The 22793-nt window shown below is 39.7% G+C and carries 23 protein-coding genes and 1 other annotated feature; of the genes, 4 read left to right on the forward strand and 19 right to left on the reverse strand.

The annotated features are described in order from the left end of the window. Positions 1-18 precede the first annotated feature (18 nt). The 15 genes from pstA to CEF16_RS09540 all read right to left on the reverse strand — a co-directional run bounded on the left by pstA (position 19) and on the right by CEF16_RS09540 (position 14040). Positions 19-906 (reverse strand): phosphate ABC transporter permease PstA, encoded by an 888-nt coding sequence (pstA, locus tag CEF16_RS09470; RefSeq protein ID WP_091586817.1) that lies wholly within the window; start codon positions 904-906, stop codon positions 19-21. Beyond that, positions 906-1829: a phosphate ABC transporter permease subunit PstC gene (gene pstC, locus CEF16_RS09475; RefSeq protein ID WP_091586818.1), complete on the reverse strand. Its 924-nt coding sequence runs from the start codon at positions 1827-1829 to the stop codon at positions 906-908. The genes pstA and pstC overlap by 1 nt, the downstream gene beginning before the upstream one ends. 88 nt (positions 1830-1917) lie before the next feature. Further along, entirely contained in the window at positions 1918-2925 is a 1008-nt protein-coding gene (locus CEF16_RS09480) for a phosphate ABC transporter substrate-binding protein (RefSeq protein ID WP_425427976.1), read from the reverse strand. 436 nt (positions 2926-3361) lie between these two features. Beyond that, on the reverse strand, positions 3362-4102 hold the full coding sequence (locus tag CEF16_RS09485) for an MBL fold metallo-hydrolase (protein ID WP_091586856.1): 741 nt from the start codon (positions 4100-4102) through the stop codon (positions 3362-3364). Positions 4103-4228: 126 nt separating this feature from the next. Further along, positions 4229-6208 carry an acetoacetate--CoA ligase gene (locus CEF16_RS09490; protein ID WP_091586819.1) on the reverse strand — a complete coding sequence of 660 codons (1980 nt, stop codon included), beginning with the start codon at positions 6206-6208 and terminating at the stop codon, positions 4229-4231. A gap of 81 nt (positions 6209-6289) precedes the next feature. Then, positions 6290-6652 carry an EthD domain-containing protein gene (locus tag CEF16_RS09495; protein WP_091586820.1) on the reverse strand — a complete coding sequence of 121 codons (363 nt, stop codon included), beginning with the start codon at positions 6650-6652 and terminating at the stop codon, positions 6290-6292. A gap of 526 nt (positions 6653-7178) precedes the next feature. Then, a complete protein-coding gene (gene rpmA, locus CEF16_RS09500; RefSeq protein WP_091586821.1) occupies positions 7179-7463 on the reverse strand; it encodes a 50S ribosomal protein L27 in 285 nt (94 codons plus the stop codon). 12 nt (positions 7464-7475) lie between these two features. Beyond that, positions 7476-7808 carry a ribosomal-processing cysteine protease Prp gene (locus tag CEF16_RS09505; protein ID WP_091586822.1) on the reverse strand — a complete coding sequence of 111 codons (333 nt, stop codon included), beginning with the start codon at positions 7806-7808 and terminating at the stop codon, positions 7476-7478. 12 nt (positions 7809-7820) lie between these two features. Then, positions 7821-8129 carry a 50S ribosomal protein L21 gene (gene rplU / locus CEF16_RS09510; RefSeq protein WP_091586823.1) on the reverse strand — a complete coding sequence of 103 codons (309 nt, stop codon included), beginning with the start codon at positions 8127-8129 and terminating at the stop codon, positions 7821-7823. 13 nt (positions 8130-8142) lie between these two features. Then, positions 8143-8214 (reverse strand) — a sequence feature (ribosomal protein L21 leader region). A gap of 87 nt (positions 8215-8301) precedes the next feature. Next, positions 8302-9738, reverse strand: coding sequence for an Rne/Rng family ribonuclease (locus CEF16_RS09515; RefSeq protein ID WP_245917819.1), 1437 nt, complete (start codon positions 9736-9738; stop codon positions 8302-8304). A 129-nt stretch (positions 9739-9867) separates the two neighbouring features. Next, a complete protein-coding gene (locus CEF16_RS09520) occupies positions 9868-10731 on the reverse strand; it encodes a M50 family metallopeptidase (protein ID WP_091586825.1) in 864 nt (287 codons plus the stop codon). Beyond that, complete coding sequence (locus tag CEF16_RS09525) at positions 10724-11512, reverse strand: M23 family metallopeptidase (RefSeq protein ID WP_091586826.1); 789 nt, start codon at positions 11510-11512, stop codon at positions 10724-10726. The genes CEF16_RS09520 and CEF16_RS09525 overlap by 8 nt, the downstream gene beginning before the upstream one ends. A 361-nt stretch (positions 11513-11873) precedes the next feature. Further along, positions 11874-12290, reverse strand: a complete 417-nt coding sequence (gene arsC, locus CEF16_RS09530) for an arsenate reductase (thioredoxin) (protein ID WP_091586827.1) — start codon at positions 12288-12290, stop codon at positions 11874-11876. Positions 12291-12308: 18 nt separating this feature from the next. After that, positions 12309-13640: an arsenic transporter gene (locus CEF16_RS09535; protein WP_091586828.1), complete on the reverse strand. Its 1332-nt coding sequence runs from the start codon at positions 13638-13640 to the stop codon at positions 12309-12311. 40 nt (positions 13641-13680) lie between these two features. Further along, on the reverse strand, positions 13681-14040 hold the full coding sequence (locus CEF16_RS09540) for an ArsR/SmtB family transcription factor (protein WP_091586829.1): 360 nt from the start codon (positions 14038-14040) through the stop codon (positions 13681-13683). A gap of 209 nt (positions 14041-14249) precedes the next feature. Here CEF16_RS09540 and arsD point away from each other — a divergent pair, with 209 nt between their 5' ends. The 4 genes from arsD (at position 14250) to CEF16_RS09560 (ending at position 20828) form a co-directional block, all read left to right on the forward strand. Beyond that, positions 14250-14606, forward strand: coding sequence for an arsenite efflux transporter metallochaperone ArsD (gene arsD, locus CEF16_RS09545; protein ID WP_091586830.1), 357 nt, complete (start codon positions 14250-14252; stop codon positions 14604-14606). Between the two features lie 14 nt (positions 14607-14620). Further along, a complete protein-coding gene (arsA, locus tag CEF16_RS09550) occupies positions 14621-16351 on the forward strand; it encodes an arsenical pump-driving ATPase (RefSeq protein WP_091586831.1) in 1731 nt (576 codons plus the stop codon). A 1438-nt stretch (positions 16352-17789) separates the two neighbouring features. Next, complete coding sequence (locus tag CEF16_RS09555; RefSeq protein ID WP_091586832.1) at positions 17790-19133, forward strand: APC family permease; 1344 nt, start codon at positions 17790-17792, stop codon at positions 19131-19133. A 69-nt stretch (positions 19134-19202) separates the two neighbouring features. Beyond that, a complete protein-coding gene (locus tag CEF16_RS09560) occupies positions 19203-20828 on the forward strand; it encodes an amidohydrolase (protein ID WP_091586833.1) in 1626 nt (541 codons plus the stop codon). Between the two features lie 399 nt (positions 20829-21227). Here CEF16_RS09560 and CEF16_RS24375 read toward each other — a convergent pair whose 3' ends face one another. The 4 genes from CEF16_RS24375 to CEF16_RS24380 form a co-directional block, all read right to left on the reverse strand. After that, positions 21228-21377 (reverse strand): TyrR/PhhR family helix-turn-helix DNA-binding protein, encoded by a 150-nt coding sequence (locus CEF16_RS24375; RefSeq protein WP_245917820.1) that lies wholly within the window; start codon positions 21375-21377, stop codon positions 21228-21230. A 26-nt stretch (positions 21378-21403) separates the two neighbouring features. After that, a complete protein-coding gene (locus tag CEF16_RS25510; protein ID WP_483860547.1) occupies positions 21404-21688 on the reverse strand; it encodes an AAA-type ATPase lid domain-containing protein in 285 nt (94 codons plus the stop codon). Between the two features lie 160 nt (positions 21689-21848). Beyond that, the gene (locus tag CEF16_RS24855; RefSeq protein WP_254781009.1) at positions 21849-21974 is read right to left on the reverse strand and encodes a sigma 54-interacting transcriptional regulator; all 126 of its coding nucleotides are present in this window, start codon (positions 21972-21974) and stop codon (positions 21849-21851) included. Positions 21975-22049: 75 nt separating this feature from the next. After that, positions 22050-22388 (reverse strand): hypothetical protein, encoded by a 339-nt coding sequence (locus CEF16_RS24380; RefSeq protein WP_245917821.1) that lies wholly within the window; start codon positions 22386-22388, stop codon positions 22050-22052. Positions 22389-22793: the final 405 nt, after the last annotated feature.

Raw genomic sequence — 22793 nt, forward strand, 5'->3', positions numbered from 1 at the left:
TTAAAGACCTCCTGAAAACTATTTTTGAGCTGTCATTTTCTTATAAATATAAGAGCCTGCTATACGTGCAATTAGATTAAAAAGCAATACAGACAGGACAAGAACGGCAGAAGCCCCATCCGCCACTTCTCTAATATCAGGAATCAGCCCCTGCGTGTTTACTTTCCAAATGTGAACTGCTAAGGTTTCGGCCGGCCTAAAAATGTTTAAAGGCGAGCTCTCTGAAAATGGATTCCAGGTGCCCCAATCCAATCTTGGAGTCGTAAGTCCTGCTGTATATAAAAGTGCAGCTGCTTCTCCAAACACTCGGCCAGATGCCAAAATAGCTCCGGTCAATATAGCTGGAAAGGAGGCTGGCAAAAGAACTGTTCGAATCGTTTCAATGTGGGTAATCCCTAAAGCAAGACTTGCTTCTTTTTGTTCTTTTGGCACAGACCGAATCGCATCTTCACAAACACGTACCATCACAGGCAGATTAAAGACAGTTAGAGCAAAAGCCCCGCCTATAATTGTATATCCCCAACCTGTAAGATTTACAAACGCAAGTAAACCAAACATACCAATTACGATAGAAGGAAGAGAAGCCAGCACTTCAATACAGCTTCTTATAAATTCTGTTACCCTTCCTGGCTTAGCATACTCCGCCATATAAATTCCGCCGCCAAGCCCAAGTGGCACAGTAAAGAGCATTGTAAGAAATAAGATATAAAATGAATTAAATAACTGCGGTCCTACTCCGCCACCTGCTTGAAAGGAACTTGGAGGAGAGGTCAAAAAGTCAAATGTGAGTTTTGGAAACCCATGAAATACAATATATCCGAGTAGTCCAGCTAACACCGTCACTATGATAGCTGCCATTGAAACAAATACTGCGGTTGCTAGTTTATCTGTCATTTTTGCATTCATTATATTTTCCTCCTGCTCGACAAATAGCGAATGATGATAATAAACACATAAGACATGATGAGTAATATCAAGCCAAGAGACCATAATACATTATTATCCAAGCTGCCAAAGGTAGTGTGTCCAATATTTAGTGTTATGATTGTAGTTAGTGTTCCTGTTGATTCTACTAAAGAAGAAGCAATATCTCTCGAGTTTCCTATTACCATTTGAACGGCCAGTGCCTCACCAAATGCTCTTGCCATTCCAAGCACAACTGCTGTCAAAAGAACTGGTGATGCTGCTGGAACAAGTACACGATAGATCGTCTGCCAACGCGTAGCCCCTACTGCATAAGAAGATTCTCTTAACCCACCAGGCAGGGAACGCATCGCATCCGTTGAGATACTGGTGATTGTAGGCAAAATCATAATGGAAAGGACAACCGTGCCGGCAAGCAGGCCAAATCCTTGTCCTCCTACATTTTCTCTAATAAAAGGAACAACCACTGTCAGCCCGATGAACCCATAAACCACGGATGGAATTCCAACAAGTAGCTCCACTACTGGCTGCAGGATTCTCTGACCCCAGGAAGGAGCAATTTCTGTCATAAAGATGGCTGCACCAATCCCAAGCGGTGCAGCAATCAAAGCCGATAGAACTGTTACTGCAAACGAACCAAAAATAAAAGGCAGGGCGCCAAACTTTTCATTGCTAGGACTCCACTCCGTACTGCTTATAAACTCAATAGGACTTACACCATTTACTACAAAGGATTGCAATCCTTTACTTACTAAAAACAACGTTATTGCAATTGTCGCTAAAATAATTAACAAAGCTGTTCCTAAGATGACTGCTTTTCCTCGGCGTTCTTTTTTCACTGAGGATGATTTTTTGTTAATTACTAAACGGTCTTTTGCTGCTTGCTCCCTTTCAATCCATTCCATGTTAATATCCCCCTTGAAAATACAAAGGAACAGGGTAAACCTTTATTTCAGGTTCACCCTCCTCGTTTTTAACTGTTCCCATGTACGATTATTCTTCGATTTCACTGATTTCCCCTTCAACATTACGCTCTACTTGCATGTTGGTGGAGGAAATATAACCCATTTCAGGTACTAATTCTTCTTGCACTTGGTCACTCAACATATAATCGATAAAGTCCTCAGTAAGACCTTCCGGTTCACCATTTGTATAAGAATGCTGGTAAGCCCAAATTGGGAAGTCACCACTTTGTACATTTTCGTCTGTTGGCTCGACGCCGTCTAATTTCACAGGAGTCACAGACTCATCATCTTCAAAGTAAGAGAAAGCTAGATATCCAATTGCGCCTTCTGTTTCTGAAACAATTTTCTTTACTGTGTTAGAAGAATCTTCAGTAATACCTTCTGCCGGCTCTTCTCCATCAAGGCCATATTTTACGAATGTCGCACGAGTTCCGGAAGAATCCGGGCGATTTACCAATGTGATGTCTACATCTTCTCCGCCTAGTTCAGACCAGTTGGTGATCTCACCGGTAAATACATCTTTAAGCTCGTCCATTGTAAGGTCTTCTACCCCGGCTTCCGGGTTGATCGCTGCCGTCATTCCGACAACTGCTATTTGATGATCCACTAAGTCCTCAGCAGGAATGCCGTCTTTTTCTTCTGCAAACACATCTGAGTTTCCGATATCTACAGAGCCTTCTCCTATCTGACTTAGGCCTGTCCCGCTTCCACCTGCTTGTACCTGGATGCTTGCATCAGGATTTTCAGCCATATATTGTTCAGCTGATGCTGCTACAAGCGGCTGCATAGCACTTGAACCTGAAACAGTAATAGAGCCAGATTCACCATCAGCAGCTTCTTCCTCAGAGCCAGATTCACCATCAGCAGCTTCTTCCTCAGAGCCAGATTCACCATCAGCAGCTTCTTCCTCATTTGTATTTTCGTTGTTTGTGTCTTCTGAACCCCCATTAGCGTCTTCTTCTCCACCGCCACACGCTGCCATGACTACCATCAATGCAGCTAATGCTATTAGCATTAAAACCTTTTTCATGCTCACAAGCACTTCCTCCTCTTTCTCTTTAGGTTAGTAGATTTATATGGAGGATGATTCCCCCCCACTCACAATTGCTAGTATAAAAGAGTTTTATTAAGGAGACATGGTGCTTGTGTAAAGATTATGTAAATATATTTTGATTTTTATTAAGTTTACATGGAAAATTTATCAATTTAATAACATATGTTAGAAAAAGGTAAATACATACGGAACTTCACTCAAACGGTTCTGTTTTTTTCATTCTGTTTCTGTCGTGACCATTTTAGACATTAAAATGCCCCCCTGCAGGAAGACGATTCTAATGTTTAATCAGTCTTTCTACAGGAGAGCATATGACCTATTGAAGTGGTTTAATTAATAGAAAGCTCGCCTAACCGCCGAGACTTTTATAGTAACATTATAGTTTTAATAATACTTACTTTATAAAATTTCTAGTTTATTAAAGTGTTATCGTCCAGCCTGACTTTGCAGTTTCTACTGATATTCCTGGACACTCTGCCTGGGCTTCTTTAACCAGTCTGCTGTGATCCCCAAAATGAGGAAGGTGTGTTAAAAGAAGAGCAGGTACTTCCGCTAATCTCGCCAACCCTCCAGCTTCGACACTGTTCATATGCCCAGCCGGCGCCCCGTCTTGTCCTTTATACAAACTGCATTCTGCTATCATTAATTGAGACCCTTTAGCTGCTTCTGCCAATTCCGGCATATAACCGGTATCAGCTGTATAAAAAAGTGTTGATCCGCCAGCTTCAATTTTCATCGCATAACAAGCAGCTGGATGAGTCGTTTTATAAAAAGAGAATATAAAGGGCCCCAATTCGAGTTGGTCATTTGGGGTATAAGCATTAGCATTAACAACATCTTTAAAAGAAAGTTTTTTAAAACCTTCTGCATCTTCCTGATGTCCATATATGCCAAAAGGCTTTACACCTTTGTTCGATATGTAAGGCTGCAGTAAACGAAAATAATGCAAGGCGCCAATATCTCCTATATGATCATTATGATAATGAGAAATAACTACAGCATCTAGTTCATCTAGGTTGCAATAATGTTGAAGCTGGGAAACAACCCCGCTTCCACAGTCAATCAGTACACGATAATTGTTATGTTCCACTAAGTAGCCGGAAGCTGCTTCTCCTTTTTGTGGAAATGCATGCCAGTACCCTACCACCGTTACTTTCATTCCATAACCTCCTGGATTTTCTGAATAAACATATTTATACATATCCATTGAAACAAATGACCGCTTCTTTTTAAATCCCCCCTAACATTAGAAACCGTTTAAAGGAGGGATTTGTATTTTTCGTTATTAATTAATATTTTTTGCGAGATCGATAAAATAGTCCAGCGCTTTCTTATTACCGACAGAATCAATGTTTACTGCTTTTTCAAAAGGAACATCCATTAATATTTTTTTAATTGGAACTTCAAGTTTTTTTCCATTCAATGTTCTTGGAACTTCTTGAATTTCATAAATGTCGTTTGGAATGTGTCTTGGAGAACAAGTCTCTTTAATTTGTTTATTTATTTTATTTTTAAGTGTGTCATCAAGGTTTATTCCTTTTTCTAAGACGACAAAAAGCGGCATAAAATCCTTGCCGTTGTGGTTACTTACATCTACAATAAGGCTGTCTGTCACCCCTTTGATGCTTTCGACCGCACTGTATATTTCACTTGTTCCCATTCTAATGCCGCCCCGGTTGATGGTCGAATCAGACCGTCCGTAAATCTGGCAGCTTCCGTCTTGATTTATTTTAATCCAATCCCCGTGCCTCCATACACCGGTATACGTAGAAAAATAACTGTCCAAATACCTTTCATTTCCTTCATCGTTCCAAAAATACAAAGGCATAGAAGGCATTGGTTCGCTAATAACGAGTTCTCCAACTTCATCTGTTATCGGGGTTCCTTTTTCATCATAAGCTTCCACTTTTGAACCTAATGCACGGCATTGAATATTCCCAGCATGAACTGGGTGAAAAGGCGAACCCGTTACAAATGCTGAACAAACATCGGTCCCCCCGCTTATAGAAAAAAGCCATAAATCTGATTTCACATTTTCATAAACCCACTGAAAGCCTTCAGGAGGGAGAGGTGAACCTGTAGAACCGATACTCATTAATTTATCTAAGTTAAATTGTTCTTTTGGCTTCAGACCATTTTTTCTGCAAGCAAGTAAAAAACTTGCACTTGTGCCTAATACTTTCATCTCTGTGTCCTCTGCAAATTTCCATACCGTATCTAAACTTGGATATCCTGGATTACCATCATACAGCAGGATCGTCGATTGGTTCAAAAGACCGCCCACTAATAAGTTCCACATCATCCAGCCTGTCGTAGTAAACCAGAAAAAACGATCCCCTTTATGAAGGTCCATATGAAGTACTAATTGTTTTAGATGTTCAATGATGATCCCGCCCTGGCCCTGAACAATTGCTTTAGGAAGGCCGGTCGTGCCTGAAGAATATAGAACCCACAACGGATGGTCAAACGGTACAGCTTCATAAGTAAGTGAGGCATTTTTATGTTCTGCCATAAACTGCTTCCACAGTACTGCTTCATGTAATGTATCAGCATCCGGATTTTCTTGTAAGTAAGGCAGTAAAATCGTTTTTTCTAAGGCTGGGATACCATTCTGTATTTCTTTTACAGTAGACATGCGGTCAAAATCTTTTCCGCCGTACCGATACCCATCAACCGTAATCAACACTTTAGGTTCAATTTGCTTAAACCGATCAATAACCGTCGGACTCCCAAAATCCGGGGAACAACTAGACCATACCGCACCAATGCTTGCACAGGCTAAAAACGCAACAACCGTTTCTGTTATATTTGGCATATAAGCAACTACCCTGTCGCCAGATTTCACACCAGCGGATTTTAGCCCGGAAGCAAAAGAAGCGGTTTTATCGTATAACTCTTGCCACGTCATATGATCGAGCGGTCTGACTTCTGATTGCGAAATGATAGCGCTGTCATTGGGAGTAAAATGACGAAAAACTTGTTCCGTATAATTTAATTTCGCTCCCTCAAACCATTTACTCCCTGGCATTTTCCGCTCATCTAGTACACGGGTGTATGAAGCAGAAGCTTTAATGTCAAAAAATTCCCATAATGATTCCCAAAAACGTTCGATATCTGTTACAGACCAATCCAGTAATTCTTCGTAACTTTTAAAATCTAGAGCTTTTTCTTTATACAGCCAATTCATATAGTACTGCATGTTGGATTGTTTTTTCAAAGATGCTGGCGGCTCCCATAATAAAGCGCCTTCTTTTACTGGTGCCATTTTGAATTTCTCCCCTCTTTTTAAAAAAATAACTGTTTTACTCAATGTTTACATATTATTTTCGCAAAAATTTTCCCCCTTTTAAGAATCAAGATAAGAAAATTTTTCATGTTCTTCTCCATACCACAACGAAGAATTTGAAAGATAGATAAAACGTCTTTCTTCCTCGAGCAATTCTTTTGCTGCTTTTTTTCCTTCAGAACCGCGGCGGCTCTCTTTAAGGTCTTCTAAACTTTCCCACCACAATTCAGCCACTCCATCAAATGATACGGAAACAGCACCTCGGGGCGAATCTTCAAGTACAGGAATTTGAGTATATTTTTTTATTCTAAGGGCTAAAGCGTGTTTATGTACAAGTGGAGCATGTGTTTCATGCCAGTATTGATTAAATTCTTGTCGCGATAAATGGGACAGCTTTTTAACACAAAATGTCGTTTTCAGCATAGGTTTCTCCCTTTTGATGGGTTTATTTCTTTTTGAAGGTCTTCAAGCAAGTGTTCTACATGTCTTTTCTACTTGCTTTGGTCCTTCACCGTTTCTATAACCGAAGAAAAAAGTAAAATAGCTATGTTTGCAGCACACATACCCAATGTCAGAAAAACTTAGCTTACCGCCATGTAAAGGAAACCACCTAAAAACGCCACGTTCTGTGGCAACGGCGGCATTAGTACGTCCTGTACGTTGAAAGTCGTACTATTGCTTATACTTTGATCCTTTAACAAAGTTAAACTTTCCTAAAGTACAAAAAGAGTCATTATTGACAATCTGTATTTTATTGCAGAGCCTGTACTATATCATTATTCTTCACAGGTTTTTCGTTCTCCTTTCTTTTCTTAAATTTTTGTATTTTCACTCTAGTACTCTTCCTATCTTCTAATTCGCGACATTTTTCTCTTTTTTAACATTCTCTTTAGCAAAGTTAAACTTTGCTAAAGTAAAAAACGCCCCATCGCAATGGGACGTTTTCTTCTTATGCTTCTTTTGGATATACGCTTACTTGCTTGCGCTTTTTACCAAGACGTTCGAACTTCACTACTCCGTCTACTTTAGAGAAGAGAGTGTCGTCTCCGCCTTTTCCTACGTTTTCTCCAGGATATACGCGAGTTCCGCGCTGGCGTACAAGAATAGAGCCGCCTGTTACGAACTGGCCATCTCCGCGCTTCGCACCAAGGCGCTTAGAAATGGAGTCACGGCCGTTCTTTGTACTACCAACCCCTTTTTTCTGAGCGAAAAATTGAAGGTTCAATTTCAACATCTGACTCACCTCCTATACATTTGAAATTTTTATATGCTCACCGTATTCCTCGGCGATCGTTTCAAGAGAAACCAGCATGCCTTCTAACAGCAGCTGAACTTCTTCCCTGACGCGCCCCTTCACGTCTTCGGGCACGGCGCAGCGAAGATATCCTCCATCATTTTTCATATCCACGTCAAGTTCTACATCACAAAGAGCAGCAATGGCATTGACAGAACCAAAAGATACCGCAGATGCCCCGGCACAGACTAAGTCATAACCGTACGGACCAGCATCAGCGTGTCCGGACATCGAAAAAGCAGTGACCTCTCCATTACTGCTTCGGTCTACGCTGACTTCAATCATAGCGCGCAGGCCTTATGCTTCGATTTTATCGATAACAACTTTGGTGTATGGCTGACGATGGCCGATTTTACGACGATAGTTCTTTCTTCTCTTGAACTTCCATACCGTAATTTTCTTTTGACGTCCATGCTTATCTACTTTGGCAGTGACCTTAGCGCCGTCCACGTATGGGGACCCGACTTTCACGTCATCTCCGCCAACGAATACAACATTATCAAAAGTAACAGCATCGCCTGCAGAAGCGTCCAGTTTTTCTACATAGATCTCCTGGCCTTCTTCTACTTTTACTTGCTTTCCACCAGTTTCAATGATTGCGTACATGTAATATGCACCTCCTATGACTAAGACTCGCCAATACAGGTGCCTAGACGGTCTTAAACCTGCATTTGAGCGGTTGTAGTTTGGGTGCGAGCCAAACAACTAACAGACAAAATCATATCATACGGCCACCCTAGTGTCAACAGAGGTTCCGCCCCGGCATTGTTTCATTCTCTTATGGTTTAGAGCGCTTTTCTGCCTCTTCTGCCGTACCGGTAAACCGAATATGAATGCCGTCCTTATCGGAATGTGTAAGAAAATATAAAACAAACGGATAACGCTCTTCCCACATTTTTAAAAGAGCTTTGCCTTGTTCGTTCAGCCAGTCAAACACACGAACCGGCAGCTCAAGCACCATAGCTTCTGCCTCCAGTTCTCTATGTTCATGAATGATGCGTTCAACCCGGTAAGCCATAGCTTCTTCAGAAAGAAGACGTCCGCTCCCCATACAGACTTCACAATTAGAAAACTGTGAATCAGCTAAGCTGCGCCTTACTTTTTTCCGGGTCATCTCGACGAGCCCAAACGAACTCATATCCCCAACATTTATTTTCGTGCGATCTTCTGCAAGGGCCTGTTTTAAGACAGAGACTACTTTCTGTTTGTTTTCCCTTCGTTTCATATCGATAAAATCAATAACTATAATTCCTGATATGTCTCTAAGCCTCAATTGGCTTGCAATCTCATAAGCCGCTTCTGTATTTGTTTTTCGTATTGTCTCTTCCAGGTCAGATTTTCCTGTAAAACGTCCCGTGTTCACATCAATAACGGTCAGTGCTTCGGTTTTTTCAATCATTAAAAAACCTCCGCTTTTCAGCCAAACTTTTGGCTTGAGGGCTTTGTCAAGCTCTTTTTCTATGCCCTCGGCAGAAAAAATATTCTCTTTTCCCTTATAATGAAAAACCTTTTTTACGTCCTCTTCTTCAAAACGTGATAGCCGCTTTATATAACGAACATCCGGAAAATGATCCACCACAATCCTGTCAATATTTTCAAAAGAATAATCTCGCAAAAGCCTTTCTAAAATTCCTCCATCTTGATAAATAACAGCGGGCGCTCGCTTTGTCTCGGCGGTTCGCAGTACAGTATGCCAGTCTTCTCTAAGGCAGAGTATATCTTGCTCTACTATTTTTTCCGAACGATTTTCACAGCTTGTACGAACAACAATACCTTCTCTGTCTTCTAGCATAGAACCTACCTGGCTCCTCCAATGTTCTCTTATATCCTCTGAAGACATTCGCTTAGAAACACCGATGTATCCGCCTTCTGGCATAAACACTGTGTACTTGCCGGGGAGCGATACATTTTCTGTTAAACGTGCTCCTTTGCCGCCGAATTCTTCTTTCGTGACTTGGACGATGATTTCCTGACCTTGTGTAATAAATTCAGAAATACTGCGCTTTTCTTTTTCTGTTTCTGGTTCTTTTAACTGTTTGTAACCGACTAGCTCATTTCTATGCAAAAAGCCGTTTTTCTCGCGGCCAATATCTACAAATGCTGCTTCCATGCCAGGCAGTACATCTTTTACTCTTCCTTTATAAATGCTTCCTGCAATTCGTTCATCCGCAGATCTTTCCATAAATAGTTCGATAACTTTTCCGTTCTTTTTCACCGCAGCCCGCCTTTCCGTGGTCGCGGTATTGAATATAAGCTCAAACATTGCTGCACCTCATTTTAAACATCCCATGCCTTGTACGCATCTTAGCAGAACGTACATTATATTACAGTATGTTCTATTTTTTCATTTAACAAAAGGTTTTCTTTCATCCTCTAATAGCAGGTCTCTTATTTTGACCATGCCCATCCTTTTCATCGTGATTGCTTCAAGGATATACGATTCCGGCAATGTTTGTCCATTTTCTAAAATATAAAATTGACATTTTTCTTTTTTGCATATTGTTTTCGCTGCATCCATGGGCCGCTCGTGCCAGGATATTTTTTCGATGACTGAAGAATAGCCACTATTTTCATTGGTACGCTCTAGTAAAAATCGAAAAAAACTATAAGGCTGCTGTTTCCATTCCGTATAATGAACGGTGATAAAAAAAATCAGAAGCACCCACGCTTGAAGGTGCAAAGGAAAGGACCATAAGAAAAGAGCTGCAATACTGCATAACAGCAAACATGATGTTTTCCACATCCGTTTTTGTGCTTGATAATATGGAAAACGCGAGGTAAACCAGCAAAACAAAAGTTTCCCGCCATCAAGGGGCCACACCGGCAGCAGATTAAAACAGAAGAGTGTAAGATTATAATGAAGAAAAAGAGCGTGGTCGGCCTCATGCCAATAAGGCGTTTTTAGCAGCAGAAAAGATATAGCAATAAGAGGAAGATGTACGATCGGACCTGCAGCAGCAACCATTGCTTCTTCTCGAACGGGACGATTTCCATGTTCTGCTGTTTCCATCACTCCTCCAAAAGGCAGTAATTCAATTTTTTTAATTCTCCAATTGTAATGAAGAGCGACTGCCGCGTGGCCTAATTCATGCAGAAAAACAATAAGAAATAAAAGCAAAAGTTCATAAAAGAAACCAGTAAAGACTGCTGTTGCAGCCACTAGCCAGAATAACGGATGAAAACGGATCAATTTAAATTGGTTAATCAATAGCGATCACGTCCACCGGATCAATGTATTCATTATTCTCTTTAATGGCTAAAGAAAAGCGCCCGCTTCCTTCTTCAGTGTTTACAGTACCTAGCACGGTCCCTGTGGAAACATGATCATAAAGCTTCACCTCCACATTATCCATCATCCCATACCAGGATTCTCCGCCTTCGTAATGCTGTACAGCCACAGCAAGATCCCAATCTTCATGAGGACCGGTATGAACGACCACTCCACCTTTTATAGCTTCTATGCTTTCATCTTGACCCGTTTCAAGAACGATCCCTTTTCCATTTTCAGAAAAGCTTTCTGCCACTGTTCCTGATACTGGGACGGCAAAAGAGTCCGTTGATTCACTGACTGGCTGCTGAGGGGTGTTCTCTAAATTATCTTGAAAAGGAAGAAAGGCGAGCGGACTTCCAAATCTTTCTTCATACCACGCTGTAGCGGCTGCAAACGGAAATTCTTCTTCAAAAGAAGTAGTAATGTATTGTCTAGCCCCTTCAAAGGCAGGATGCGAGGATTGAAATAGTATCCCTATCAATAAAAACAGAGTAGCTGCAATTAAACTTTGCAGCACCCAGGCTCCCCCGCGTCTATCCTGCCTGTCCATCTCTTTTTCTTGATCACTCCATTTATAAAATTCTGGTTCATGATAAGGTGCATCACTATGATGAGGATAGAATTCATATGATGAAGACTGATCTCTTTCTCTCATCCATTCACGTTTTTTTCTTTTGTTTTCAATTTGCCGGCGAACTTTATTTATATTCTTGTCCATCCCTGTTCTTCCCCCTTTTCTCGTACATGGATGTATTGTATAGCTTGTTTCATTCCCTTGCGAAAGTATATGATGGAAAGGGAAAGAACTATGACAAAAATAAAGAATTGCTCATCTGGAAGGTACTTTTAAAAGAGTATATGCCGAGGGTTATTCTTAGTGTCTTAGTTAACGGATTTCACTAATATACATGCTGAATTACATGTATGTATTTTAAATCTTAGAAAAACTAAGGCTTTCGCCAATAATGACTTGGCACAAAGCCTTAGTTTTTCTTATACTTTAATCCTTTAAGGAAATTAAACTTTCTTAAAGTGAAAAAAGTTGACCGCTCTTAGCGATCAACAGTTATCAAACATGTTCATTGAGTTTCAGCAAACGTTTTAATACGCTCTCCTATTTCATCACGGACACGTTGGAAAACGGCCCATTTTTCTTCTTCTGAACCTATCGCTTGTGCAGGATCGTCAAACCCCCAATGCTCTCTTTTTACATGAGGAGGTGTGGTTGGACATACATCATTAGCATGACCGCAAAGAGTTACTACCATATCTGCTTTGTTTAATAGCTCTGGATCGATCGTGTCTGAAGTATGATCAGAAATATCAATTTCCACTTCTTTCATTGCTTTTACCGCTTTAGGATTGACGCCATGCGCTTTAATACCGGCGGAGTATACTTCCCAGCCTTCTAAATACTTTTTTCCAAATCCTTCTGCCATCTGACTGCGGCAAGAATTTCCGGTACACAGAAAATACATTATTTTTTTATCACTCATTGTTCATTCTCTCCTTTATTATCCAATAATTAAAAGCCAAATGTATAATCCGGCCAATGTTATAAACAAGGTTGGTATCGTAATGACAATTCCGACTTTAAAATAATAACCCCAGCTGATTTTTACTCCTTTTGTCGAGAGAACGTGCAGCCAAAGCAAGGTAGCAAGCGATCCAATCGGCGTAATTTTCGGACCGAGATCAGAGCCGATCACATTCGCGTAAATCATCGCTTCACGAAGGTTTCCAACCGTGTCTGTATCAGCAATTGCCAAAGCATTGATCATAACAGTCGGCATATTGTTCATGATGGAAGATAAAAACGCTGCGATAAAGCCTGTTACGACCGTGGCTGAAAATAATCCCTGATCTGCGGCAAGCTCCAGACCGGACGCAAGCACATCCGTTAATCCTGCGTTACGAAGACCATAAACGACAACGTACATACCAATCGAAAATACAACAATTTCCCATGGAGCACCCTTCATAACTGCTGATGTCTCCACAGCCGGGCTTTTCCGCGCCATGAGTACAAAGAAAATCGCTATTACTCCAGCTATAAAAGAAACGGGAAATGCTTCTGCTTCACCAGTCACCGGGTTCTGCCAAGGAATAAATTCACTAACAAAATAGCCGATTAAAAGCAAACTGAGCACAAGCCAAGATAAACGAAACATCTTTAGATCTTGAATTGCTTCTGCCGGCTTTTTTAAATCCTCCATTTTATAAGAAGATGGGATATCTTTTCGAAAATAGATATACAGCACGATAATGCTAGCTATTAAGGCAAACAGATTAGGCACAATCATTCGTGACGCATATTCTACAAACCCGATGCCAAAATAATCAGCAGAAACGATATTGACAAGGTTGCTTACAATAAATGGAAGGCTTGTCGTATCAGCAATAAATCCACTTGCCATTACAAATGGAAGAACCATTGCTTCTTTAAAATTTAACGCCCGCACCATTGCAAGTACGATTGGCGTTAAAATAAGAGCAGCACCGTCATTTGCAAACAAAGCTGCTACAACCGCACCTAGTACGGCGACATAAATAAACATTTTCACTCCGCTGCCGTTAGCGATTCGGGCCATATGTAAAGCAGCCCATTCAAAAAATCCAATTTCATCAAGTATTAATGAAATAATGATTACTGCAATAAAAGTTAATGTTGCATTCCAAACAATATTGGTAACATCTCCGACATCTGAAAAAGTGACTACCCCAGCTAAGAGAGCCACTACTGCCCCTATGGAAGCAGACCAGCCGATGGAAAGTCCCCTCGGCTGCCAGATGACGAACACAAGTGTTACCAAAAAAATTAACACAGCTATCGTTACATCTGTCATCTGTCTCTATCTCCCTTATGATGATTTCTCTCCACAAATATTATCTGCGAGTGCCGCACCAAACAATACGGTTCCCGCTTCTTTCTAAATCCTCCAGCCTTTCTTTTTGCGGCGGCAGCTGGCTGATCAAGCTTTCAACCAACGGATAAAGGTCATTTTCCTTGTTTAAAGAATAAAAGACCCACTGCCCTCTTCTTTCTTCATGCACTACTCCTGCGTCACGAAGTTTTCGTAAGTGCTGGCTGATGGACGGCTGGCTCATATTAAAAATTTCAGTAAATTCGCATACACAGCATTCTCCTTCCGCCAAAAGCGCAATCATTGTCAGTCTCGTTTTATCTCCAAGCAGCTTTAATATAGGAGCTACTTTTTCAATTGGTACCTCGGCCATCGTTTTCATAGGAACCCCCCCCTTCTTTATTCCACCTTGAAATATATTTTCCTATGACTTATTATAATATAAGCAAATGTTTATATGTCAATAAGTAAATATTTTTTAGAAAAACTTGGCTTACCGCCAAGTCCAATGGCGGAAGACGTAGTTTTGCTTATACTTTGTTCCTTTAACAAAGTTAACTTGACTAAAGTACGATGAAAGGAAGTATGGAAATGAAATTAGAGATTTTCGATCCAGCCCTTTGCTGTCCTACAGGCGTTTGCGGTCCGGATGTTGACCCTGCATTAACCCGGATTGCTTCTGACTTACACATTTTAAAAAATAAAGGAATTAATATACACCGTTACAATCTTGCTCAAGAACCGGACCCTTTTGTGCAAAAGCAAGAAATTGCTAAGTTAATGGGAGAAAAAGGAACCGATATTCTTCCGGTTACTATGTTAGACGGGAAAGTTGTAAAATCAGGAGAATACCCTTCAAGAACGGAATTAAGCGAATGGCTGGGGATTTCTAAAGAAACATTACAAAAAGGAAGCAAACCATCAAAAGTCGACATTTCTATTAACTAAAGGAGCCATACTAGATGCGTTTTGAACGAAAACATCTGCCTCAAACAAAGCACTTATTTTTCACTGGAAAAGGCGGCGCCGGTAAAACGTCAACCGCAGCTGCTTCCGCTGTTGCACTTGCTGATGAAGGAAAGAATGTTCTCATTGTTAGTACAGACCCTGCTTCTAACCTTCAGGATGTCTTTGACATGGAGCTTTCTAACAAACAGACTGCTGTTTCCGGGATAAACGGTTTATTTGCAATTAATATTGACCCAGAAGAAGCTGCACGAGCATATCGGGAAAAAATGGTCGGTCCGTATCGCGGTAAACTGCCCAAACCAGCTATTCAAAGTATGGAAGAACAGCTGTCAGGAGCTTGTACAGTAGAAATTGCTGCATTTGACGAGTTTACAAGTGTACTTGCTTCTTCTGAAACGAATGACGCTTTTGATCATATCATTTTTGATACAGCTCCTACCGGTCACACTTTACGATTGCTGCAGCTCCCGACAGCGTGGAGCGACTTTCTTGATAACAGCACACACGGGGCTTCTTGCCTTGGTCCGATGGCTGGCTTGCAGGAAAAAGAAAATTTGTATAATCAAACGGTCAAAACTCTTGCAGATCCAGAGAAAACGTCTCTATTTCTCGTTGCCCGGCCTGAACAGTCTTCGTTAACAGAAGCAGGCCGTGCCAGTGCAGAATTGAATGAGCTTGGAATTGCCAATCAATTTCTGCTTTTAAACGGCTTTCACCCGTTTACAGACAGTCCAGATAAAATTGCTGCAGAGTATATACGCCGCCAGCAGCAAGCTTTAAAAGAATTACCGAAATCATTAGAGCCATTGCAGCACTATCATATACCGCTATTCCCTGAAAATATCGAAGGAGTGGAAGGACTGCGCTCCCTATTACAAAAGGAAATACCTAAAATACAACAAACCATTGATGCTTCTGTCACAGCGCCAGATCTGCCGGGGTTAACTAATGTAATCAATGACATCATAAATCATGATTCTCGTCTTATCTTGACGATGGGAAAAGGCGGTGTCGGGAAAACTGCCACAGCTGCAGAAATTGCATTAACTCTTGCAGAAAACGGTCATTCTGTTCATTTAACAACGACAGATCCAGCTAATCACTTGAATCATTCGCTTCATGGAAAAAACCTTCCCCATGCTATGACGGTAAGCAGTATTGATCCAGAAACAGAAACAAATACGTATAAACAAAATGTTTTGGCACGGGTAAGTGAAGATCTTGATGAAGATAGTTTAGCCTATTTAAAGGAAGATTTAGATTCTCCTTGTACCGAAGAAATAGCGGTGTTTCATGCCTTTGCTAAAACAGCTGCACGTGCTGAAAATGAATTTGTCGTATTGGATACAGCACCAACCGGGCATACCTTATTATTGCTCGATGCAGCAGAGTCGTATCACCAAGAAGTTCTACGCTCTGCAGGAGAGCTTCCAGCGGAGGTAAAAGAACTTTTGCCGCGCTTACGTGATAGAGAGCAGACCGCAGTATTAATTATTACACTTCCAGAAACGACTCCAGTACTCGAAGCAGAACGGCTGGAGACAGATCTTAACCGGGCAGGTATGAAGCCAGCCTGGTGGATTATAAATCATAGTTTTCTGGCTTCTCATACAAAGGATCCTGTGTTAGCAGGTCGAGCCGCTCAGGAAATGAACTGGATAGCGAGGACAGCAGAAAATTACCCAGATCGAACCTGCCTTGTCCCTTATAAACCAGAACAATAGAAGTGGCCAGACTTTAAAAGATTCGTAAAACGGACAAACTGAGATTAGGCGTTTACATGCAGCTTAATAGAAACTTTCGAAAAAGCCACGGCACCGATCTTTATATAAACTGTCTTCTTTTATACTATTTTAGAATCGAGCAGGTGGGGATGATTAATAGTGAACAGATGTATGTAGGAATCGATTTTATTTAAATGGAAAATTAAACGCAAAAAAGTATTGAAAAAGAGTATTGATTTTACTAGTTTCTTCCGTCTCAGCAGCAACCACCTATTACTTCTTCGTAAAGCGGGCGCGTTAGTTCAACAAACATTTTATTTTGACTTAGTGGTAAATGAGGTCATTGTACAAAAAAGGATAAGGTAAACAGATATATCATTGCTTACCTATCCTTTTTTTCGACATTTATAATATGTGACATTTTATATTCTCAGCATTATTGTCTTGTTTTTCAATAAAACAGGGTCTTCATTGCTTCTCCTTTATTTAATCCACGTTGAATACGACCTCGTAATGTCTCATTATGTTCGACACTATAGACCCATACATTCGGAAGTTCGCCAGTTCCTTTCTCTAAAAACGATTCTCACATTTCCTATTTTTTAGACGTGTGCATATCCGTTTGCATACCTATTCATGTAAATGCTTCAGCCTTCGTTCTGCCAAATCTACCTGTGATTCATACCTTAAAACCTGAAGTCTTAACGCATGCAAAATTAACGACAAGATGGTTTAAGAAAAAGCGGTTCCATCATCCCATTTTACGTTGTAAAGTTGAAAACATCTGAACCAATATCGAATCATTTATTATTCAACTCGTACTGATTACATTTTTAAAATTGTACTTTCCCCATGTTCCCATGAATTTTTCATTTATCCCGATTACTTTTGACCGAGACTCCCAACTTTTTCATACTTGTGTCATTTTTCCAAAAACAAGCCTTATTTTCAGTATTTGATTAATTAAAAATGTGATGAAAGTTCTTATCCTCATTAAATATTTTACCTGCCTGACCACCCCCATTGTAGTTCAAATTAATTCGAAGCGAATATGAATCCATTTGATTCGAAATAGATTCATTATTTTAAATATATTACTAATCTTCTGATAAATGGCCGCCATTATATGTTTTTTATTACCTATTCTCCTTGGCACGGAAATTGCATTTTTAACTAGTGAGAAGGAATATATGGAATCCTTAATAGTTGGAGAATTTCTAAAAGGAGGTTTAAAAAATATTGAATTGAAGGGCGGAGTTATATGACTTGTTGATTGGTAGAAAGGAGAACAAGAATTCTTTTGGTGACATATAAGAGCAGAGAGTAGAAAAATGAAAATATTATAAAAGGGGTAACGTTTAAGCTGGATGAGAACAAAGACAAGTTCTTTTACAAATAGACAGTTGTGCAAGGGTTTTTGAAGGGGGAATTATAAATAATGACTAACGTAAGGTCAGGAGAGCTTAAACGGTCACTTACATTGAGACACGTTGTATTTTTTGGATTGGCTTTTATGGCTCCTGGAACTGCTTTTGCAACTTATGGGGTTGCAGCCAATCAAAGTTCCGGGATGATAACGTCCGGATATGCTATTGCTTTATTTGTGATGTTATTTACGGCATATAGCTATGCAAAATTAGTGAAAGTCTTTCCATCAGCAGGGTCAGCATTTACATTTACTCAAAAGGCTATGAATCCCTTTCTCGGTTTTTTAGTTGGTTGGACTGTACTTTTGGATTATATGTTAAGTCCAATGATTAGTTCTCTAATTTTAGGGATCGCTTTATCTGCTTATTTTCCTGCTATTCCAATGTTCATCTGGATTATCCTTTTCGTAGCTGTGATTACCACTGTTAATATACTTGGGATTAAATTTGCTGCCAATTTCAATACCTATAATTTTCTATTTCAACTTATGGTGACTATTCTCTTTTGTATATTTTCAGTAATTTATATACTAAATGGTGAAGGATTAGGAACGCTTTTTTCTATCCTTCCAATTTATGATCCAGATGTCAATTTTTCAGCGTTAATTGGTGTAATGCCTATTTTGTGTTTTACTTTTCTCGGTTTTGATGCGGTAACCGCTTTATCAGAAGAAACCGAAAATCCGAAAGAAACCATGCCTAAGGCCATTTTCTTGATTCCTTTAATTGGCGGCCTAATATGTATTGTAGTAACCTACTTTTTGCTTTTAGTTTATCCAAATGTTGAAGCGTTTACAGATCCACAATCTGCATACTTAGAAATTATCTTTGTAATAGGTGGCATCTTCTTAAAATCGCTATTTGTTGCTTCTAGTATTTTAGCTGGTTTTGCTTCAGCCGTTGCTTCCGGATCCAGCGCATCTCGAATTTTATACGCCATGGGAAGAGAGAATATCCTTCCCAAGCAATTTTTTGGATATATTTCACCTAAATTTCATACCCCCATATATAATATTTTATTTGTCGCCTTAGTTGCATTGACAGCTATTTTTTTTAATCTGACTACTGCAACAGCCTTTATTAACTTTGGTGCTTTTTTTACCTTTATTTTTGTAAACCTTTCCGTCATTAGCTACTTTTTTATAAGAAAAAGACAGCATTCATTAAAAGAAACCATTCAATATCTCGTCATTCCAGCAATAGGGGCAATCTTCATTTTTGGTTTACTGCTAACTCAAGACATGTATGCACTAGTTTTAGGGGGATGTTGGCTTATTGTCGGGTCCCTATATCTTATAAGGAAGACAAAAAGTTTTAAACAAATGCCAACAAATCTATTTTCAGATAGTAAGTAATGAATTTGGGGTCACTTGTGTTTTTTAAAAAGAAAATAATTTTAAAAATATAGGAGGAAATGAAAGTTTATGAGTGCTCAAAAAAAAGCTGATATAATTCTTACAGGCAACGCAGTTTTTACGGGGGTTTCAAATAGGCCAAGCCCTGCATCAATCGCTATTGTTGACAATAAGATAGCAGGAATTGGGGCTGAGAACGAAATGGAATCGTTTATCGGTCCGAATACGAAAAGCTACCAATTTAATGATCACCTGATCATGCCGGGATTCCATGATTTCCATCTACACATTATGATGGGATCCATTTTAGAGAACGGTGTCCATTTATCAGCGGCACGTTCAGAAGATGAAGCAGTACAAATGGTGAGCCGGTATTCTGAGGCCCATCAGGAAGAAGAGTGGATTATTGGTGTTGGGTGGGATGCTAGTTACTGGAATGACAAGCAGCAGCCGCACCGTTCCTCATTGGATCGTGTTGTCTCGGATCGCCCCATTCTTCTTTATCACGCTGAAATGCATTATGCATGGGTAAACAGCAAAGCATTGGAAATATGCAACATCAATCAATTTACTGAAAATCCTTCTTACGGATATATTAACAGGGACGAAAATGGAATTCCAACTGGGATTTTATATGAAGAAGCGACGGGATTAATTGAACAAAAGGCTTTTGCTTTTTCAAAGGAAAAGGAAAGGGATTTGTTTAAGAAATTCCTTGAGCTGTCTGCACATGTAGGTATTACCTCGGTTAATGACATGTACGGTGGATCTATAGATAACGACAAATACTACGACCTGTTTAAGGAATTTGAAGAAAAGGATGAATTAACAACTCGTATTCATATCTTACCTTCTATAGATAAGGATCTGGAGAGTGCCAAACAATTGCGCAATAAATATACATCGGATAAACTTCAATTTTCAGGACTAAAAGGTTTCATTGATGGCGTAATAACCAGCCGTACTGCTTACTTAGTCGGTCCATATGCTGACGACTCTGAAACATGCGGGGAATTAGTCTATTCTCCGGAGGTTATTAAAAATAAGGTAGTTGAAGCAGACAGAGAAGGATTCCGTATTCGATTTCATGCTATTGGCGATGGAGCAGTACGCTTAGCCTTGGATGCTTTCGAAGAAGCCCAGAAAGCGAACGGAAAAAAAGATATCAGACATACGATCGAGCACGTTGAGGTTATCCATCCGGAAGATATTTTCCGTTTTCAAGAGCTAGACGTGATTGCCTCTATGCAACCGGAACTCATGGCTCAAAGTGAAAGGGAAAATTATGCCTCTCTTATCGGTAAGGAGAAAGAGCCATTTGTGTTCCCGGTTAACACATTAATGGGTACAGGTGCTACTGTAACATTGGGAACTGATTTTCCTGTTGCCCCATTAAATCCTTTGTTGGAAATTTACCGAGCAGTTACTAGAATGTCTAGTGATGGGCGACCATGGCATGCCTACGAAGGAATTTCGCTAGCCGAAGCATTAAAAGGTTACACAATGTCCCCTGCTTACGGTACGTTCAGAGAGCACGAACTAGGCACACTAGAAATAGGAAAACTTGCCGATATCACTGTGTTAGATCGAAACCTGTTTGAAGTTCCTGTAGAAGAAATACGTGACGCGAAGGTAAGATTAACAATGGTAGATGGTAAAGTTGTTTATGATCATTCAGAAGGCTTATCAAGATAATTAGATGCAATTTTCAAATGTAACTCCTTATAAATACAAGGGTTAACAATCTATAAAGCGTTAAAATCAAAATCGCAATCAAACTAATAGCAGAATCTACAAGCATCTTGAAAAGTTCCTACGTTATGAGTGTAAATAGCGTTATAAAGGGTATCGTCAGGAGTTTTTATAATTATTTTGCATTAAAAAAATAGAGGATCACAGTGCGAGAAATTAACGCTGAACCTTATTAAATATATAAAATCTATTTCTAATTTAGGATCTTTCATAATACCAGCTAAATCTATGCTATATGCTTATTCATTTAAAGGATAACTTATGTTAGTCAAGACTAATATGAGGAAAAAATTCAATTCTGTGTTAAAAGCAATCCTATCAATTCAAAATGAATTTTTTGATTCATTTTGAATTGATATTGTATTTCTTTAAGCGACGTACCACTGTCGCTTGACTCAATCCAAGGTAATCTGCCATTTCATACGTTGTTTTATATTGACGATATGCTCTTTCCAGCCACCTTTTTTCGATCTCTTTTAATACATCTTGCAAAGTCAGCCCTTGATTTTCAAAGGCTTCTAGAGACCAGTCTCGTTCTGCATAATTTTTTTCTTACTATCATTGAAAAATGGAAGTAACGAAGGGTAAATAACGTTCGTCTCAGCGGTTACAACTAATCGTTCGATAAGATTCTCTAGTTTACGCACATTCCCAGGCCATTCATATTCTAAAAGCGCATCAATTGTGGCTGAATGAAAAAATTTATCAGATCCATATTTTTGATTGAAAATCGAAAGAAAGTGATGGATAAATTCATATTTATCTTCTTTTCTTTCGCGAAGTGACGGGACCTTAATTGGAATAACATTTAAGCGCTAGTATAAATCTTTCCGGAATTTACCCTGTTTTACTAATTCTTCAAGGTCTTGTTTGTTGCTGCAACCAGCCGGAAATCCACTTCCTTTTGTTTTGCCCGCCAACTCTTGTAAGCTTTTTTTCTTGTAATACTTTTAAAAGTTTAACCTAAATATCGAGAGGGAGTTCGGCGACTTCATCAAGAAAAAATGTCCCTTTATGCGCAAGTTCGATCATTCCTGCTTTGCCTTTTTTGTTTGGACCTGTGAAACAACCTGCTTCATAGCCGAACATTTCTCATTCAAATAGAGTTGCAGGGATGCCCCGCAGTTGACTTCGATAAATGTTTCCCGTTTTCTTTCACTCCCGTTATGTAAGGCACGTGCAAAAACGTTTTCCCAACGTCGGACTCACCTGGAAAACAACTGTCGCCTCAGACCTCTCTACTCGGTAAACAAGCTCCCAAATTTTTTTCATCGCCTTACTCTTGGTCACCATATTGTCTAAATTTGTTTCTTTCTCCCTAAGCTCTTCAATTTCCGTTTTATATCGTTTTATTTTTGAATGCAGCTGTTCATAGTCTTCTTTTAATTTTTGAATTTCCGTCAAATCGTGAGAAAAACTCAACACCCTAATGATCTTCTTTTCAGTGTTAAAAATAGGGACCCCCGTTGCCATTACAACTTTACCTGTCGGCGTTTTCTGCATCACTTGAACTTCCTTTGGGAAAAAAATGCTCTGTGTTTCAAGCTGAAATACTGATTTTCCAATTAAAAAAGAAACAAATTTTCCGTAAATGGCTTGACAATTCGGACTAGCTCTGTTAAAAAACTTGTACCAACGAGATATAGCATTCACTGGATACCAAGAGCCTACACCAATTCGAGTAACTCAAATCTGTTAGTGATTTACACGATGTTATTTCTGATTATGTAGATGTAGATGAAGCTATATTTCGAAGTCCCGAAGAACTTGAAAAAGATTTAGAAGAATATAAAGAAAAAGTCGGTGTATTCAATAATGTTATTGGTGGAACTTGTGTCACAGAGACCATGTATTTCCCATAAAAACGCAATGTTTAGGTTGTCAAGGCAAGGTCCCCTCGACAGAGAG

This window comes from Alteribacillus bidgolensis (assembly GCF_002886255.1).
In the GTDB taxonomy this organism is placed as follows: Bacteria; Bacillota; Bacilli; order Bacillales; family Marinococcaceae; genus Alteribacillus; species Alteribacillus bidgolensis.